17 protein-coding genes are annotated in these 16063 nt (G+C 72.7%); 6 read left to right on the forward strand and 11 right to left on the reverse strand.

The genetic code is table 11. The features are described from left to right. Window positions 1-74: 74 nt before the first annotated feature. The 5 genes from cysS to ABD343_RS02725 form a co-directional block, all read right to left on the reverse strand. Entirely contained in the window at window positions 75-1478 is a 1404-nt protein-coding gene (gene cysS / locus ABD343_RS02705) for a cysteine--tRNA ligase (RefSeq protein WP_344523506.1), read from the reverse strand. A 79-nt stretch (window positions 1479-1557) separates the two neighbouring features. Then, window positions 1558-1959 carry a PPOX class F420-dependent oxidoreductase gene (locus tag ABD343_RS02710; protein ID WP_344523508.1) on the reverse strand — a complete coding sequence of 134 codons (402 nt, stop codon included), beginning with the start codon at window positions 1957-1959 and terminating at the stop codon, window positions 1558-1560. Window positions 1960-2002: 43 nt separating this feature from the next. After that, window positions 2003-2536, reverse strand: a complete 534-nt coding sequence (gene ispF, locus ABD343_RS02715) for a 2-C-methyl-D-erythritol 2,4-cyclodiphosphate synthase (RefSeq protein ID WP_344523510.1) — start codon at window positions 2534-2536, stop codon at window positions 2003-2005. Continuing rightward, window positions 2526-3305 carry a 2-C-methyl-D-erythritol 4-phosphate cytidylyltransferase gene (ispD, locus tag ABD343_RS02720; protein ID WP_344523512.1) on the reverse strand — a complete coding sequence of 260 codons (780 nt, stop codon included), beginning with the start codon at window positions 3303-3305 and terminating at the stop codon, window positions 2526-2528. The genes ispF and ispD overlap by 11 nt, the downstream gene beginning before the upstream one ends. Before the next feature lie 233 nt (window positions 3306-3538). Further along, complete coding sequence (locus ABD343_RS02725; protein WP_016472332.1) at window positions 3539-4021, reverse strand: CarD family transcriptional regulator; 483 nt, start codon at window positions 4019-4021, stop codon at window positions 3539-3541. A 581-nt stretch (window positions 4022-4602) separates the two neighbouring features. Here ABD343_RS02725 and ABD343_RS02730 point away from each other — a divergent pair. Next, complete coding sequence (locus ABD343_RS02730) at window positions 4603-5337, forward strand: DUF461 domain-containing protein (protein ID WP_344523513.1); 735 nt, start codon at window positions 4603-4605, stop codon at window positions 5335-5337. 123 nt (window positions 5338-5460) lie between these two features. Here ABD343_RS02730 and phoP read toward each other — a convergent pair whose 3' ends face one another. Together phoP and phoR are read right to left on the reverse strand one after the other, a co-directional pair. Further along, window positions 5461-6141, reverse strand: coding sequence for a two-component system response regulator PhoP (gene phoP, locus ABD343_RS02735; RefSeq protein WP_344523514.1), 681 nt, complete (start codon window positions 6139-6141; stop codon window positions 5461-5463). Next, complete coding sequence (gene phoR / locus ABD343_RS02740; RefSeq protein WP_344523516.1) at window positions 6138-7445, reverse strand: two-component system sensor histidine kinase PhoR; 1308 nt, start codon at window positions 7443-7445, stop codon at window positions 6138-6140. Before phoR ends, phoP begins: the two co-directional genes overlap by 4 nt. Window positions 7446-7714: 269 nt before the next feature. Between phoR and phoU the strand changes: the two genes are divergently transcribed. Together phoU and ABD343_RS02750 are read left to right on the forward strand one after the other, a co-directional pair. Then, the gene (phoU, locus tag ABD343_RS02745) at window positions 7715-8413 is read left to right on the forward strand and encodes a phosphate signaling complex protein PhoU (protein WP_344523518.1); all 699 of its coding nucleotides are present in this window, start codon (window positions 7715-7717) and stop codon (window positions 8411-8413) included. Between the two features lie 133 nt (window positions 8414-8546). Beyond that, window positions 8547-8732 (forward strand): hypothetical protein, encoded by a 186-nt coding sequence (locus ABD343_RS02750; protein WP_344523520.1) that lies wholly within the window; start codon window positions 8547-8549, stop codon window positions 8730-8732. Window positions 8733-8889: 157 nt separating this feature from the next. Here the strand turns inward: ABD343_RS02750 and ABD343_RS02755 are convergent, their stop codons facing one another. Next, on the reverse strand, window positions 8890-10164 hold the full coding sequence (locus ABD343_RS02755; protein ID WP_344523522.1) for a sensor histidine kinase: 1275 nt from the start codon (window positions 10162-10164) through the stop codon (window positions 8890-8892). An 87-nt stretch (window positions 10165-10251) separates the two neighbouring features. On the opposite strand from ABD343_RS02755, the gene ABD343_RS02760 reads away from it, so the two are divergent. Together ABD343_RS02760 and ABD343_RS02765 are read left to right on the forward strand one after the other, a co-directional pair. Beyond that, window positions 10252-10707: a nuclear transport factor 2 family protein gene (locus ABD343_RS02760; protein ID WP_344523524.1), complete on the forward strand. Its 456-nt coding sequence runs from the start codon at window positions 10252-10254 to the stop codon at window positions 10705-10707. A 128-nt stretch (window positions 10708-10835) separates the two neighbouring features. Beyond that, window positions 10836-11084, forward strand: coding sequence for an SCO4226 family nickel-binding protein (locus ABD343_RS02765; protein ID WP_344523526.1), 249 nt, complete (start codon window positions 10836-10838; stop codon window positions 11082-11084). A 99-nt stretch (window positions 11085-11183) separates the two neighbouring features. On the opposite strand, the gene ABD343_RS02770 is transcribed toward ABD343_RS02765, so the two are convergent. After that, a complete protein-coding gene (locus tag ABD343_RS02770) occupies window positions 11184-11942 on the reverse strand; it encodes a phosphoglyceromutase (RefSeq protein ID WP_344523528.1) in 759 nt (252 codons plus the stop codon). A gap of 103 nt (window positions 11943-12045) precedes the next feature. Between ABD343_RS02770 and ABD343_RS02775 the strand changes: the two genes are divergently transcribed. Next, entirely contained in the window at window positions 12046-13437 is a 1392-nt protein-coding gene (locus ABD343_RS02775) for an MFS transporter (RefSeq protein ID WP_344523530.1), read from the forward strand. Here the strand turns inward: ABD343_RS02775 and ABD343_RS02780 are convergent. Further along, entirely contained in the window at window positions 13399-15156 is a 1758-nt protein-coding gene (locus ABD343_RS02780; RefSeq protein WP_344523532.1) for a helix-turn-helix domain-containing protein, read from the reverse strand. The two genes, ABD343_RS02775 and ABD343_RS02780, sit on opposite strands and share 39 nt — an antisense overlap. 10 nt (window positions 15157-15166) lie before the next feature. Beyond that, complete coding sequence (locus ABD343_RS02785) at window positions 15167-16036, reverse strand: 3-hydroxybutyrate dehydrogenase (RefSeq protein WP_344523534.1); 870 nt, start codon at window positions 16034-16036, stop codon at window positions 15167-15169. Window positions 16037-16063: the final 27 nt, after the last annotated feature.

Raw genomic sequence — 16063 nt, forward strand, 5'->3', positions numbered from 1 at the left:
GTTTCCTGGCGCGCGGTCAGCGCGGTGGTCGAACATCAGACTGTCAACGGTACTGGGCCGCCGTACCGCTCCGCCTACTCGGCGGCCAGCTCCCAGCGGGGCCCGTGCGGGGTGTCCTCGATGGCGAGCCCGGCCTGCTTCAGCTCGTCGCGCAGGGCGTCCGCCATCGCGTAGTCCTTGCGGGCGCGGGCGGCCTGGCGCTGGTCGAGGACGAGCCGGACGAGGGAGTCCACGACGGAGCGCAGTTCCTCGCCGCGCTCCCCCGAGCCGCCCTGCGCCCAGGTCTCGTCCAGCGGGTCGAGGCCGAGGACGCCGAGCATGGCGCGGACCTCGGCGACCGTACGGACGACGTCGTCCTTGCGGTCCTCGGTGAGGGCCGCGTTCCCCTGCCGGACGGTGTTGTGGACGACCGCGAGGGCCTGCGGGACGGCGAAGTCGTCGTCCATGGCCTGCGCGAACGCCTCGGGCACCTCGGACGCGGGGGCGACGTCGCCGACCGTCTCGCCCGCCCGCTGGAGGAAGCCCTCGATGCGCGTGAAGGCTGCCTCGGCCTCGCCGAGGGACTCCGCGCTGTACTCGATCGTGGAGCGGTAGTGCGGGGACGCCAGGTAGTAGCGCAGGACGATGGGGCGCCAGCGGAGGACCATCTCGGAGACGAGCACCGAGTTGCCGAGCGACTTGCTCATCTTCTCGCCGCTCATGGTCACCCACGCGTTGTGCGCCCAGTAGCGCGCGAAGGTGTCCCCGTACGCCTTGGACTGCGCGATCTCGTTCTCGTGGTGCGGGAAGACGAGGTCCACGCCGCCGCCGTGAATGTCGAAGGCGGCGCCCAGGTACTTGTGCGCCATCGCCGAGCACTCCAGGTGCCAGCCGGGGCGCCCGGGGCCCCAGGGCGTCTCCCAGGCGGGCTCGCCCGGCTTGGCGGACTTCCACATCGCGAAGTCGCGCGGGTCCCGCTTGCCGGTCTCGCCCTCGCCCTCGGGCTGGAGGAGGTGGTCGAGGTCCTGATTGGACAGCGCGAGGTAGTCGGGGAAGGAGCGCACGTCGAAATAGACGTTCCCGTCGGCCGCGTAGGCGTGGCCGCGGTCGATGAGGGCGCTCATCATCGTGATCATCTCGGGCACGTGCCCGGTCGCGCGCGGCTCGTAGGTCGGCGGGAGGCAGCCCAGCGCGTCGTAGGCCGCGTTGAACGCGCGCTCGTTCTCGTAACCGATCGCCCACCAGGGGCGGTTCTGCTCGGCCGACTTGGCGATGATCTTGTCTTCGATGTCCGTCACGTTCCGCACGAACGTGACCTCGTAGCCGCGGTGGGCGAACCAGCGGCGCATGACGTCGAAGTTCAGCCCCGAGCGGATGTGGCCGATGTGCGGGGGCGCCTGGACGGTGGCGCCACACAGGTAGATCGAGACGCAGCCCGGCACGAGGGGACTGAAATCACGGATCTGCCGGGCGCTGGTGTCGTACAGGCGAAGAGTCACGGGCCCCAGGGTAGTCGGCGCACGCGCCTGCTCGCGCGCGTGTCCGGGAGAGCCGCGGGAGCGGCTCTCCCGGGCCGGTTCACAGGCGCCCGACGACCTTGCGGACGCCGATACGGACGACGACCCGCTCCGCGTCCTCGGACGAGGCGGGGTTGAACTCGGCGTAGGTCTTCCCCGTGTACTTCCGCGCCAGCTCGTCGATCAGCTCCTGGCCGCCCTCGGTGGTGAGGGTGGCGGTGCCGCGCAGCTCGGCGTACGTGTACGGGTTGTCGGCGGGCTGGACCAGCACCGTGACGCGCGGGTCGCGCCGCAGGTTGCGGGTCTTGCGGCGGTCGACGGTGGTGGAGATGAGGACATCGTCGCCGTCCCGCTTCGCCCAGACCGGGGAGACCTGGGGGCTGCCGTCGGGCTGGATGGTCGCGACCGCCACGAACACCTGGCCGTCGAGGACCTTCTTCAGTTCGTCGGAGAGGACTGCCACGGAGAGCTCCTACTCTTCCTGTTCCTGCGGTGTACGGATTCCGTCACTCCGCACTCTGCCGCACCACGAGCGCGGTCGCGACGGCGGCGAGGCCGTCCCCGCGGCCCGTCAGCCCGAGGCCGTCCGTCGTCGTGCCGGAGACGGAGACGGGGGCGCCGACGGCGGCGGAGAGCGCCTTCTGGGCCTCCTCGCGGCGCTTGCCGATCTTGGGGCGTACGCCGATCACCTGGATGGCGACGTTGCCGATCCCGAACCCGGCGTCGCGCACGATGCGGGCGGCCTCGGCGAGCAGCGTGACGCCCGCGGCGCCGGACCACTCGGGGCGGTCCGTGCCGAAGTGGGCGCCGAGGTCGCCGAGCCCGGCGGCGGAGAAGAGCGCGTCGCAGGCGGCGTGCGCGGCGACGTCGCCGTCGGAGTGCCCGGCGAGGCCGTACCGCTCGCCCTCCCACAGCAGGCCCGCGCACCACAGCGCGCGGCCCTCCTCGAAGGCGTGCACGTCCGTGCCGACGCCGACCAGCGGAATCGTGACCTCAGCGGCCTTGGTGGCCTTAGCCGTCTTAGCGGCCTCAGTAGCCAACGTTCGCCCTCCTGCGCGCGAGAACGGCCTCCGCCAGGACGAGGTCCAGCGGGCGGGTGACCTTGAACGCCTCCTCGTGGCCGGGGACGACCACGACCTCCACGCCGATCCGCTCGACCATGCCGGCGTCGTCCGTGGCCCCCTCGCCCTCGCGCGCGACGCGCGCGTGGGCCTCGGCGAGCACCTTGCGGGCGAAGCCCTGCGGGGTCTGGACGGCGCGCAGCCGGGAACGGTCGGGGGTGCCGGTGACGGGCTCGGCGGCGCCGTCGCCGCGCGGCTCGACCTCCTTGACGGTGTCCGCGACGGGCAGCGCCGGTACGACGGCGGGCGCGCCCTCCCGTACGGCCGTGGCGACGGCGTCCACCGTGTCGGCCGGGACGAGCGGGCGGGCCGCGTCGTGCACCAGGACCGCGTCGATGTCGGCGGGGAGCGCGTCGAGGCCGAGGCGGACGGAGTCCTGCCGGGTCTCGCCGCCGGGGACGACCTCGACGGCCTCCAGCCCGTGCTCGTCGAGCAGGTGGCGGACCTCGGCGGTGCCGTCGGGCGGGCCGACCACGACGACCAGCGCGACGGCGCGGGCGCGCGCCGTGGCGCGGACCGCGTGCACCAGCATCGGGACGCCGCCCAGCTCGCGGAGGGCCTTGGGGGTGCCGGGGCCGAGCCGCACGCCGCGGCCCGCGGCGGGGATCACGACCGCGGTGCGCCCGGGGGCGCCCGCGGGGCCGCCGGACGCTCCGGAAGCGCTGGATTCCGGCGATTCGATTGACATCGGTTGCGCGTTCAGGTTTGTGTCCTCAGCCGAGTTGGGTATGGCCACACCGTGCCGGGCGCGACGCGCCGACCGAACCCTTCCGTGATCACGGTCGAGCTAGCCGCCCGGGCCCGGCACGCCAAGCACCACAGTAGGCACTGGACGAGGCAGGACAAAGAGGGCCGCCCGGCTATGAACATGCCGCGGCGCCCGGTGACGACAGGGTCACCCGGGCACCGCGGCAGTGTGTATCAGGACGCGAGGACCTCGTCGAGAAGTGCCTCGGCCTTGTCCTCGTTCGTGTTCTCCGCGAGGGCCAGCTCGCTCACGAGGATCTGGCGTGCCTTCGCCAGCATGCGCTTCTCGCCCGCCGACAGGCCGCGCTCGCGCTCACGGCGCCACAGGTCGCGCACGACCTCCGCCACCTTGATCACGTCGCCGGACGCGAGCTTCTCAAGATTCGCCTTGTAGCGGCGGGACCAGTTGGTCGGCTCCTCGGCATACGGCGCGCGGAGCACCTCGAAGACCCTGTCCAGCCCGTCCGAACCGACCACGTCGCGCACGCCCACGAACTCCGCATTGTCCGCTGGCACACGAACCGTCAAGTCGCCCTGCGCTACCTTCAGAACCAAGTAGGTCTTGTCCACGCCTTTGATCTGGCGAGTTTCGATGGCCTCGATCAGCGCGGCCCCGTGATGGGGATAGACCACGGTGTCGCCAACCTTGAACGTCATGTGTCAGGTACCCCTTCCGTGGCTATCCAGGGTAACACGAGAACGCCTTCTTCTGAATGGCGTTTTCGCAGGTCAGGGCATATCTCGGGGCTTGACAACGGGCCCCGTATCGTGCATCGGCCGGTCATTGCAAGCGCTTATTCGCAGGTGGGAGCGGGTCTGCGCACACCGGGAAACGCGCCTCTCACGCTCCGGGAAGCCCCCCGACGCGCCGCCCGTTGACCGTTTTGTCCGGCTGTAGCGAGGCTCCACTTCGGCCGTTGTTACGCCTTTCCCAAGAATTGATCAATGGCGTCCCGAGAGCCCCCGAGAGAGTGCCGTAGATGAGCTGTTGATCAATTCTTGAAGCGCGCGCGCATTCCCGGGAATCGCCCGTACGGATGCCTCGCCCGATGCCGGACGGGGCGTATTCAGCGGTGACACGCGGGCGAGTTGGAGGGTCGGGTGCGGGGCACCCACGGGCTGTCGGTAACCTGAGCGCGCACGAAACGCCCATCCGTACGCGTCCGGCACGTGCGCGACCGCGCTCCACCGCGATCACCGGTGCCGCCGCCCAAGCTCGCCTAGGAGTTGCCGCCGCCGTGAGCAGCAGCCTTCGACGCGGCACCCTCGCCGCCACCACCCTCGCGCTCGCCGTCGCCACGCTGACCGCCTGTGGTGCGGGGAACGACGCCCAGACGCTGGAGATCAAGCCCGACAACGCCGCCAAGACGGTCGGCGACATCAAGATCCAGAACGTCAACATCGTCACCGAGGCGGAGGGCTCCGGTCCCGCCACGGTGACCGGCCGGATCTTCAACGACGGCGCCAAGGACCAGACCCTCAAGGCCGTGACCGTCGGCTCGGCGGGCCGCGCCGAGCTGAGCCCCGCCAAGGGCGAGAAGACGCTCACCGTGCCCGCGGGCGGCTCCCTGGCGCTGGGCGGCAAGCAGAACGCCGCCGCGCTGCTCACCGACTCCAAGGCGGCCGGTGTCCGCGACGGCAACGCGCACGCGGTCGTCTTCGACCTCAGCACCACCGGCGCCGTGAAGATGCGCGCCACGGTCGTGCCCGCGAAGCACGGCTACGACAAGGTCGGCCCCAGCGCCGGCCCCTCGATCCCCGAGGGCACCGGCTCGCCGTCCGAGTCCGCCTCCCCCGGCGCCGGTGAAGAGGGCCAGGGCGGCGAGGGCGTCCGCGAGGGCGAGCGGGACCCGAACGCCTCCCCCGACGAGAAGGGCCGCGACGGCGCGCACGCGTCCGCCTCGCCGGGCGCCCAGTCCTCCGAGCGGGCCGACACGTCCTCTCCCTCGCAGGGCGCGCACGCCGGCCACTGAGCCCCCGGGCACGCCCGTACCCCATACGGATACGACGGAGCGCCGTCCCCCCTCCCCGGGGTGGCGGCGCTCCGTCGTGCGCGTACGGGCGTACGCGCTCGGGCGTACGCGTACGGTCGCGGCTTACGGCTCGAACTTGTAGCCCAGCCCCCGGACCGTCACCAGGTAGCGCGGGGCGCCCGGGTCGGGCTCGATCTTGGCGCGGAGGCGCTTGACGTGGACGTCGAGGGTCTTGGTGTCGCCCACGTAGTCCGCGCCCCAGACGCGGTCGATGAGCTGCATACGGGTCAGCACGCGGCCCGCGTTGCGCAGCAGCATCTCCAGCAGGTCGAACTCCTTGAGCGGCAGATCGACCTTGCCGCCGCCGACGGTGACCACGTGCCGGTCCACGTCCATCCGGACGGGCCCCGCCTCCAGGGCCGCCGGGGTGACCTCCTCCGGCTCGCCGCGCCGGCGCAGCACGGCCCGTACGCGCGCGACCAGCTCACGCGAGGAGAAGGGCTTGGTCACATAGTCGTCGGCTCCTATTTCCAGCCCGACGACCTTGTCGATCTCGCTGTCCTTGGCGGTCACCATGATCACCGGGACGTTGGAGCGGCCGCGGAGCTGGCGGCACACCTCCGTGCCGGGCAGCCCCGGCAGCATCAGGTCGAGCAGCACGAGGTCGGCCCCGTTCCGCTCGAACTCGTCGAGCCCATCCGGACCCGTGGCCGCCACGGCGACCTCGAAACCTTCCTTGCGCAGCATGTACGACAGTGCGTCGCTGAACGATTCCTCGTCCTCGACGACGAGCACTCGGGTCACGGCCGGACCTCCGGGGCAGACAGGGGTTCGTCTGTTTCTTCGGATTCGAAATGGGGCCGCTCCTCGTCTTCGAAGGCGGCAGGTTCCTTGAGTGCGCCTGACAGGCGGTTCCGGCCCTGCCGGTCCGCCTCGGCCTTCTCCCGGGCGCTGCCTGCCTCCGGCAGTCGCAGGGTGAAGGTGGAGCCCTGGCCCTCGGCGCTCCAGACGGTGACCTCCCCGCCGTGCGAGGCGGCCACGTGCTTGACGATGGAGAGACCGAGGCCGGTCCCTCCCGTGGCCCGGGAGCGGGCCGGATCGACGCGGTAGAACCGCTCGAAGATCCGCTCCTTGTCCCTCTCCGAGATGCCGATGCCCTGGTCGGTCACGGCGATCTCGATGAGGTCGCCGCCGGGCGCCGCTATCCGGCGTCCGGCGACCCCGACCCGGGTGCGGGCCGGTGAGTAGTTGACCGCGTTCTCGACGAGGTTGCCGAGCGCGGCGGCGAGCTGGCCGCGGTTGCCCCAGACGTGCAGCTTCTCGGTGCCTCCGGCGCCCAGCGTGATCTGCTTGCTGTCGGCGGCCTGGCGGCTGCGCTCGATCGCCTCGGTCACCAGTTCGTCGACGCGGACGGACTCGGAGTCCTCCAGCGGGTCGTCGTTCTGCACCCGGGAGAGGTCGATCAGCTCCTGGACGAGGCTGGTCAGCCGCGTCGCCTCGTTCTGCATCCGGCCCGCGAAGCGCTGCACGGCCTCCGGGTCGTCGGCGGCGTCCATGACCGCCTCGGAGAGCAGTGAGAGGGCGCCGACGGGGGTCTTCAGCTCATGGCTCACATTGGCGACGAAATCGCGGCGTACGGCCTCGATCCTGCGGGCCTCCGTCAGGTCCTCCACCAGGAGGAGCACCAGGCGGGAGCCGAGCGGAGCCACGCGTGCGGAGACCGCGAGGGCATCACCCCTTCCCGTGCCGCGCCGGGGGAGGTCCAGCTCGACCTGGCGTATCTCCCCGTCGCGGCGGGTGTCGCGCGCCATCTGGAGCATCGGCTCGACGGCGAGCCTGCCGCCGCGCACCAGCCCCAGTGCGTACGCCGCCGAGCTGGCCTTGACCACCGCGTCGCTCTCGTCCAGCACCACCGCGGAGGAGCGCAGCACGGAAAGGACGGTGTCGACGCCGGGGGGCAGAGCGGGGCCGCTGCTCGCGGTGTGCAGCGAGGTCCGCGTGGGGCGGGCCTGCTCGCGCTCACTCCAGCGGAACGCCAGCATCGCGATCACGCCGGTGCAGAGCCCGGCTATCGCTGCCGCTGCGGCGACCGCCGCGTTCACGTCCATACATCCAGGTTATGCGCCTTCGGGGACAGCTCCCCAGCCCTCCCTGGGCTGACGCGGAGAGCTGTCGCCCAGTGTTAACCCGGAGGGGGCCTCGGGTTCACCGTGGATGCCGGAGCCGGTCGCATTTCGGGCGGACCGTGGGAGCGTAGGGCGGGAGCCCGGTGTGACGATCACAGTTGTCCTGGGGTGCGGTACCCCGGGAACGCGGTGACTGCAGCACTATCAGGAACTCAGGAATCCAGGAATCCAGGAACGAAAGAAGGACAGCTATGCGGGACGCGTACCACGAGGAGCTGGACTCGATCGGGGACAGCCTGGTCGAGATGGCCCGGCTCGTCGGCTCCGCCATCGGCCGCGCCACCACGGCGATGCTGGACGCGGACCTGAAGCTCGCCGAGAGCGTCATCGCCGCCGACGAGAAGGTGGACGACCTCCAGCGCGACCTGGAGACCCGGGCGATACAGCTCCTGGCCCGCCAGCAGCCGGTGGCCACGGACCTGCGGATCGTGGTGACCTCGCTGCGGATGAGCGCGGACCTCGAACGCTCCGGCGACCTGGCGCAGCACGTCGCCAAGGTGGCCAGGCTCCGCTTCCCCGAGTCGCCGGTGCCGCGCGACCTCCAGGCGACGCTGCTGGAGATGGGGCAGCTCGCGCAGCGTCTGATGGCGAAGGCGGCCGAGGTCATCATCACCAAGGACGTCGACCTGGCGATGCAGCTCGAACAGGACGACGACGCGATGGACCTGCTGCACCGCACGCTCTTCCAGCACCTGATGGACGACCGCTGGAAGCACGGCATCGAGACGGCCGTCGACGTGACGCTGCTGGGCCGCTACTACGAGCGGTTCGCGGACCACGCGGTCTCGGTGGCCCGCCGCGTGGTCTACCTCGTCACCGGCGACTACGCGGACGAGATCGACCCGGCGCTCGCGAACAACGACGGGACGGCGCCCGTCGAGTCGGCGTAGCGCCCGTACGCGCCCCCGGCGGTTTCCGGGCGGCGCGTGCTTCCACGCGCCCTTGATGCGCCCGTGGTCGGGGGGCGTGCAATGGCGGTGCCCGCGCCTGACTCATGGAGGCCAGGAGGCCAAGGAGGGAACCATGGCTGACTCCCGGAAGCCTGCCCCGACCACTCCGCAGTCGCTCCGCTCGTCCGGACCGCCCCCGTCCCCCACGCCCCCTCAGCGGCAGGTGCTCCCCCTGCTCGGGGCGTGCGGGTGCGGCCCGGGGTGCGGGTGCGGATGCCAGTCCGGAGGCCCTTGCCAGTGCGGCGGCTGCTGCGGCTGAGCGGCTGACCGTCCCAGGGGAATCCGTACTGCTTCCAGCCCCCCACGGGGCCTCGCGGGGCCCTGGCCGGTTCGACGGGCCAGGGCCCCGCGACGTGGGGGCGCGACGTGGGGGGGGGCGGCGCGTGCCTCGTGCGCTGCGGCGCGTTCCTCGTGCGCTAGGGAGCGCGCAGGGGCCAGGGCAGGCGGGCGAGCAGGGTGAACGCGCCCTGATCGATGCCGTGGTGCAGCGTGCCCTCCTCCAGTTCGAGGCGCTCGTGCAGGCCGGTCAGTCCCGCGCCCGCGCCGGGGATGCCCGCGACGGGGACATCTTCGGGGAGCGGATTGCTGACCCGCAGCGTCAGCCCGTTCCCCGGGCTACCGGTGAGGCGGACGGTGACCTCGCTGCCCGGCGCGTGCTTACGGGCGTTGGTCAGCCCCTCCTGGACGACGCGGTACGCCGTGCGCTGGAGCTGCGGGCGCGGCGGCGCCGCGTCCTCGGGCAGCGCGTCCTCGTAACGCACCCGCTGGCCCGCCTCCCGCGCCTCGCTGACCAGGGCCGCGATGCCGGAGAGCCCCGGCTGCGGGCGGGTGGCGCCGCCGGTGCCGACGGTCGCGCCGGACGCCGGGCCGCTCGTGTCGTCCTCCTCGTCGGCCCGCAGCACGTGCAGGACCTCGCGCAGCTCGTCGAGCGCCTGGTGCGCGTTGTCCCTGATCACCCCGGCGCTCTCGGCGATCTCCGCCTCGTCCAGCGCCGCGCCGCCGCCCGCCGCCGTCTGCTTGGTGCGGTACGCGAGCGCGCCCGCGTGCACCGACAGCAGGGAGATCCGGTGCGCGAGCACGTCGTGCATCTCCCGCGCGATGGCGCGGCGCTCCGCGCGGCGCGCGTCCACGAGGCGTCGCGCGTGGTCCGCGCGCTCCCGCTCGGCGTCCTGCCGCAGCCGCAGCACGAGCCGGCGGCGGGCCCGCGCGGCGCGGCCCCAGGCGAAGAAGACCAGGTAGTACGCGAGGGCGAAGGCGCCGACGGGCCAGCCGCCCTCGTTCGGCACCGTGTAGAGCAACAGATACGGGGCGACGGTCGCGAGGTAGGCCGCCAGCACCAGCACGGCGCGGCGCCAGGGCAGCCGCATCGCAGTGTTGAGGATGACCACGGACAGCGCGCCGAAGGCGCTGTCCGTCAGCGCGCCGGCCGGTACGGCCAGCAGCGCCACGGCCAGCGGGTGACTGCGGCGCCACCACAGCGCGAGGCAGAGCGCGCCGCCCAGCCAGGGGTCGAGCACGACCAGCCAGTGCGGCAGGTACGTGTGGTCCTGGAGGAGCGCGGTCATGCCCATCCACCAGCCGACGGCCCAGAGGAACAGGATCCCGTCGACCAGCCAGTCGCGGGCCGTACGCCGCGGCCGCCCGCCCCCGGCACCGCCGTCGACCAGCTCACCGGGCAGGAAGAAACTCACGTCCTGAGCGTAGGGCGAAAGCGGCCTCCGGTCGTCTTACGTGCCGGGTAATCGACACCTCCGGGAGCACGGGGCAGGCTGATCCCCATGAACACGACCGCGGACTCCGCCACCGCCGCCGACACCGCCACCACCGACGCTGCCGCCGCCACCCGGGCCACCGTCCAGAAGTTCTTCGAGCTGCGCATCGCCGGTGACACCGAGGGGCTCACCGCGCTCTTCGCCGACGAGGTCGACTGGCTGCTCGCCGAGAACCCCGTGGTGCCCTGGATACGCCCCCGCTCGACCGGCGCCGAGTGCGCCGCGCAGGCCGACGACATGGCCGAGTACACCGTGCCGGAGGACGCCCGCGCCTCCGTCGACACCCTCCTCGTCGACGGCCACGACGCCGTCATCCTGGGCCACCTCTCGGGAACGGTCCGCGCGACCGGCAAGACCTTCGAGGGCCCCTACGCCCTCCGCCTCACTGTCGAGAACGGCCGCATCACCCGCCACCACCTCTACGAGAACAGCCTCTCGATCGCGGCGGCCTGCACCCCCTGAGCCGAGCCTCCGCCGGGCTGGGGTCGCCGCCGGGGCCGGGACAGGCGCACGATGGAGGTGTCGGGGCCGCGAGCTGAATGAGCGGTTCCGCACGCCCCGGACCCGAGTCCGGAAGGAGGCGCGGCACCATGTCGCAGTTCATGGACGTCCACCACGGGATGAAGGGCATCACGGCCGACCAGCTCCGCGAGGCGCACCGGGCCGACCTCGCCCTGGAGAAGGAAGAAGGCGTCCACTTCGAGAAGGCCTGGGCGGACCCGCGGTCCGGCACGGTCTACTGCCTCTCCGAGGCCCCCTCCGCCGAGGCGGTCCAGCGCGTCCACGAACGCGCGGGCCACCGGGCCGACGAGATCCACCCGGTCCCCTTCACCGTGTGAGACGAGTTCACCGTGTGACACGGGACCCGTGACACGAGCCCCCGCCGGAGAATCACCGACGGGGGCCCTGTCGCGTCTGTTCGCGTCTGTGCGCTACGGCTACTTCCTGCCCTGGTTCTTCACGGCCTCGATCGCGGCCTTCGCGGCGGCCGGGTCGAGGTAGGTGCCGCCCTTCTTGACCGGGTGGAAGTCGGCGTCCAGCTCGTAGGCGAGGGGGATGCCGGTGGGGATGTTGAGGCCCGAGATCTCCTCGTCGGAGATGCCGTCGAGGTGCTTGACCAGGCCGCGGAGCGAGTTGCCGTGGGCGGCGACCAGGACGGTGCGGCCCGCGAGGAGGTCCGGGATGATGCCGTCGTACCAGTACGGCAGCATGCGGACGACGACGTCCTTGAGGCACTCGGTGCGGGGGCGCAGCTCGCTGGGGATGCCCGCGTAGCGCGGGTCGCCGGCCTGGGAGAACTCGGCGTCGTCCGCCAGCTCCGGCGGCGGCGTGTCGTACGAGCGGCGCCAGAGCATGAACTGCTCCTCGCCGAACTCGTCGCGGATCTGCGCCTTGTCCTTGCCCTGGAGCGCCCCGTAGTGCCGCTCGTTCAGCCGCCAGGAGCGGTGGACCGGGATCCAGTGGCGGTCGGCGGACTCCAGGGAGAGCTGCGCGGTGCGGATCGCGCGCTTCTGCACCGAGGTGTGGACGACGTCGGGCAGCAGGCCGGCGTCCTTCATCAGCTCTCCGCCGCGGACCGCCTCCTTCTCGCCCTTCTCGGTGAGGTTCACGTCCACCCAGCCGGTGAACAGGTTCTTCGCGTTCCACTCGCTCTCGCCGTGGCGGAGGAGGATCAGCTTGTACGGTGCGTCGGCCATGCCTTCGAGCGTACTGGGTGTGGTGCGCGCCGGTGTCCGGGCCACCCGCTGTGGTCCCCGCACACATGGGTGGGGCGCGGATTCCTTTCTACGGTGCCGCGGTATGACCTCCTCCCCCTCCGCCTCCGCGGAGTCCCGCTCGCTGCGCCGCGTCGTCGCCGCCAGCCTCGTCGGCACCACGATCGAGTGGTACGACTTCTTCCTCTACGGCTCGGCCGCGGCCCTGGTCTTCAACAAGCTGTTCTTCCCCGATTCCGACCCGCTCGTCGGCACCCTGCTGTCGTTCCTGACCTACGCGGTGGGCTTCGCGGCCCGCCCGGTCGGCGCGCTCGTCTTCGGGCACTACGGCGACCGGATCGGCCGGAAGAAGCTGCTGGTGGTCAGCCTGCTGATGATGGGCGGCGCGACGTTCGCGATCGGCCTGCTGCCGACCCACGCGACGGTCGGCGGGCTCGCGCCCGTCCTGCTGACGACGCTGCGCCTCGTGCAGGGCTTCGCGCTGGGCGGCGAGTGGGGTGGGGCCGTGCTGCTGGTCTCCGAGCACGGGGACGCGCGGCGGCGCGGGTTCTGGGCCTCGTGGCCGCAGACGGGCGCGCCCGCCGGGCAGTTGCTGGCGACGGCCGTACTGGCGGTGCTGACGGCGCTGCTGTCGGACGCGGCGTTCGAGAGCTGGGGCTGGCGCGTGCCGTTCCTGCTCTCCGGCGTGCTGGTGCTGCTCGGGCTGTGGATACGGCTGGCCGTGGACGAGTCCCCGGTCTTCAAGGCGGCGCGGGCCCGTGAGGAGGCCCGGAAGAGGGAGCAGACGGATGCCGCCGAGGAGATGCCGCTGCTGGCCGTGCTGCGCCACCACTGGCGCGACGTGCTGATCGCGATGGGCGCGCGGATGGCGGAGAACATCAGCTTCTACGTGCTGACCGCGTTCATCCTCGTCTACGCCACCGACCACCTCGACCTCTCCCAGCAGACCGCGCTCAACGCCGTCCTCATCGCCTCCGCCGTGCACTTCGCGGTCATCCCGATGTGGGGCGCGCTCTCCGACCGGGTGGGGCGGCGGCCCGTCTATCTGCTGGGGGCCGTGGGCGTCGGGGCGTGGATCTTCCCGTACTTCGCGCTGCTCGACTCCCGCAGCTTCGGGTCGATGGTGCTCGCGACGACCGTCGGGCTGGTGCTGCACGGGGCGATGTACGCGCCGCAGGCGGCGTTCTTCTCGGAGCTGTTCGCGACGCGGATGCGGTACTCGGGCGCGTCGATCGGGGCGCAGTTCTCGTCCGTCGCGGCGGGCGCGCCCGCGCCGATGATCGCCACCGCGCTGCTCGCCGAGTACGACGGCCCGGCGATGGTCGGCGTCTACGTGATCGCCGCCGCGCTGCTGACCGTTCTCGCCGTGGCGTGCGCGAAGGAGACCCGCTTCCGGGACCTGGACTCGGTGGGCGCCGACGAGCCCGTCCACGCGCCCTCAGTGGACGAGCGTCCCCGAAAGGCGGTGCAGCCGTAGCGCGAGCTGGATCTCCAGCGCGCGGGCAGGGGACTGCCAGTCGTCGCCCAGCAGCCTGGCCACCCGGTCGAGCCGCTGGGCGACGGTGTTCACGTGGACGTGCAGCAGGTCCTTGGCCCGTACGGGGCTCATGGCGCTGGTGAAGTAGGCGTCCAGGGTGGCGACCAGCTCGGTGCCGCGCCGCGCGTCGTAGTCGAGGACGGGGCCGATGGTGCGGCGCACGAAGCCGCCGACGTCGCGCCCCTCGGTGAGCAGCATGCCGAGGAACCCCAGGTCGTCGGCGGCGGCGCCCTCGCCCGTACGGCCGAGGCGGACCAGCGCCTCCAGGCAGCGCAGCGCCTCCGGGTACGCGGCGGCCACCGCGCCCGGCCCGTCGGCGGGCGCGGCGACGGGGGCCGAGGCGCCGACGGTGACGGGCGCGGCGAGGGCCGTGCCGAGCTGGACGGCGGTCTGACGGGCGAGCCGCGACACCTCGTCGGGCGATTCCAGGGGCAGCAGCAGGACCGTGCCGCCGTCGCGGGCCGCGGCCAGGCCATGCCGGGTGGCGGCCAGGTGGGAGGCGGCGGACCAGAGGCGCTGGCGGTCGGCGGGCTCGGCCGCGTCGAGCCGGGCGGCGAGAACGGTGTGCGGGACGTCGAGGTCGGCGCCGACTCGGGAGGCCCGTTCGCGCAGCAGCCGGGGGTCGCGCTTGGAGGCGTCGAGCAGGTCGTCGAGCAGCTCGCCCCGTACGCGGTGCTCGGCCTCGCCGGCGGAGCGGCGGGCGAGCTGGAGGAGCGAGGTGACCATCGCGGCGCGCTCCAGGGTGCGCTGGTCGACGGGGGCGAGCGCGGCGTGGCCGTGCAGGACGAGGGCGCCGAGGAGTTCGCCGCTCGCGGAGACGGCCGCGATCCAGGTGTCGCCCTCGCGCACGGCGTGCCCGTCGCGCCGGGAGCGCTCGACGGGCCCGGCCCAGGCGGCGCCCGGCTCCTCCGTGAACTCCACGTGTCCGCCCAGCACTTCCGCGAGCGCCGTGGCGACCTCCGCCACGCCGCCGCCGCGCAGCACCAGCTCGGTGAGGCGGTCGTGCACGTCCCCGGCGCGCTCGATGGTCTCGTTGGCGGCGCGGAGCTGGGTGAGGGCCTGCCGGGTCTCGGTGAGCAGGCGCGCGTTGTCGATGGCGACGGCGGCGTGCGCCGCGAACGAGCGCAGCAGCGCGATCTGTTCGGGCTCGAAGACCCGTGCCCTGCGGTCGGCCGCGTAGAGCACGCCGATGACCTCGCGCCCGCGCAGCAGCAGCGGGACGCCGAGGATCGCGATCAGGCCCTCCTCGCCGACGGCGGTGTCGATGGGGTCCGTGTGCTGGAAGCGGGCGTCGCGCGGGTAGTCGTCGCTGACGTACGGGCGGGCGGTCTGCGCGACGAGGCCGCCCAGCCCCTCGCCCATGCCGAGCCGGAGCTGCTGGAAGCGGGCGGAGACGGAGCCGTCGGTGACCCGCATGTACGTGTCTCCGCGCCCGGGGTCGGTGAGCGTCATGTACGCGACCTCGGTACGCAGCAGGGAGCGGGCGCGGCGCACGATCGCCCGCAGCACGTCGTCCAGCTCGCGCAGCCCCGCGAGGTCGTGCACGGTCTCGAAGAGCGCCGTCAGCTCGGCCTCCCGGCGCCGCGTGCCCTCCAGCTCGGCGAGGAGCGTTTGGCAGCGGGGGCACCCGGGGTGTGCGGTGCGTACGGGGTCGTCCATGGTCAAAGGATCAGTGCGCGGTCCAGGCGCCGTCGAGGGGCAGGGAGGCGCCGGTGACGAACGACGCCTCGGGCGCGCACAGGTACGCGACCGCCTCCGCGACCTCCTCGGGCTCCAGCAGCCGCTTCAGGGCCGAGTCCGCGAGCATCACCTCGGAGACCACGCGCTCGGGCGTGATGCCGTGCGCCGCCGCCTGGTCGGCGATCTGCCGCTCGACCAGGGGCGTACGGACGTAGCCGGGGCTCACGCAGTTCGAGGTCACGCCGTGCGGGGCGCCCTCCAGCGCGGTCACCTTGGAGAGGCCCTCCAGCCCGTGCTTGGCCGCGACATACGCCGCCTTGTACGCGGAGGCCCGCAGGCCGTGGACGGAGGAGAGGTGGACGACGCGGCCCCAGCCCCGCGCGTACATCCCCGGCAGCGCGCCCCTGGTCGCCCGGAACGGGGCCTCCAGCATCAGCGTGAGCATGGCCCGGAAGGCGTCTGGCGGGAACTCCTCCAGGGGGCGCACGAGTTGCGTCCCGGCGCCGTTGACCAGCACGTCGGTGCCGTCGGCCACGCGCTCGACGGCGTCGAGCCCGTCGGGCGCGGCGAGGTCGAGGGGGAACGGCTCGATCGCGCCCGTGGCCGTATCCGTATCCGTGCCCGTGCCCGTATGCGTGTCCGTATGCGTGTCCGTGGAGTCCGTCAGCTCCTTCAGGCCGCGCTCGTCGCGGTCGACGGCGCGGACCGTGGCGCCCGCGGCGGCGAGACGCAGCGCGCAGGCGCGGCCGATGCCGCCGGCGGCCCCGGTGACCAGCGCGGTACGGCCGGTGAGGTCGAGGCGGACGGAGCGGGGGACGGCGGCGGGGGCAGGCGCGGGGGCGGGCGCGTCAGGCGTCATGCGGCCAACCTAGGCAGCGCGGTGGCG

This window comes from Streptomyces albiaxialis (genome assembly GCF_039530985.1).
GTDB lineage: Bacteria > Actinomycetota > Actinomycetes > Streptomycetales > Streptomycetaceae > Streptomyces > Streptomyces albiaxialis.

Bases quoted from the DNA above. Each gene is read 5' to 3' on its own strand.
- ispD (WP_344523512.1), bottom strand. From the start codon at position 3,305: ATGTCAATCGAATCGCCGGAATCCAGCGCTTCCGGAGCGTCCGGCGGC.
- ABD343_RS02725 (WP_016472332.1), bottom strand. From the start codon at position 4,021: ATGACGTTCAAGGTTGGCGACACCGTGGTCTATCCCCATCACGGGGCC.
- phoR (WP_344523516.1), bottom strand. From the start codon at position 7,445: ATGGACGTGAACGCGGCGGTCGCCGCAGCGGCAGCGATAGCCGGGCTC.
- phoU (WP_344523518.1), top strand. From the start codon at position 7,715: ATGCGGGACGCGTACCACGAGGAGCTGGACTCGATCGGGGACAGCCTG.
- ABD343_RS02750 (WP_344523520.1), top strand. From the start codon at position 8,547: ATGGCTGACTCCCGGAAGCCTGCCCCGACCACTCCGCAGTCGCTCCGC.
- ABD343_RS02760 (WP_344523524.1), top strand. From the start codon at position 10,252: ATGAACACGACCGCGGACTCCGCCACCGCCGCCGACACCGCCACCACC.
- ABD343_RS02765 (WP_344523526.1), top strand. From the start codon at position 10,836: ATGTCGCAGTTCATGGACGTCCACCACGGGATGAAGGGCATCACGGCC.
- ABD343_RS02770 (WP_344523528.1), bottom strand. From the start codon at position 11,942: ATGGCCGACGCACCGTACAAGCTGATCCTCCTCCGCCACGGCGAGAGC.
- ABD343_RS02775 (WP_344523530.1), top strand. From the start codon at position 12,046: ATGACCTCCTCCCCCTCCGCCTCCGCGGAGTCCCGCTCGCTGCGCCGC.
- ABD343_RS02780 (WP_344523532.1), bottom strand. From the start codon at position 15,156: ATGGACGACCCCGTACGCACCGCACACCCCGGGTGCCCCCGCTGCCAA.
- ABD343_RS02785 (WP_344523534.1), bottom strand. From the start codon at position 16,036: ATGACGCCTGACGCGCCCGCCCCCGCGCCTGCCCCCGCCGCCGTCCCC.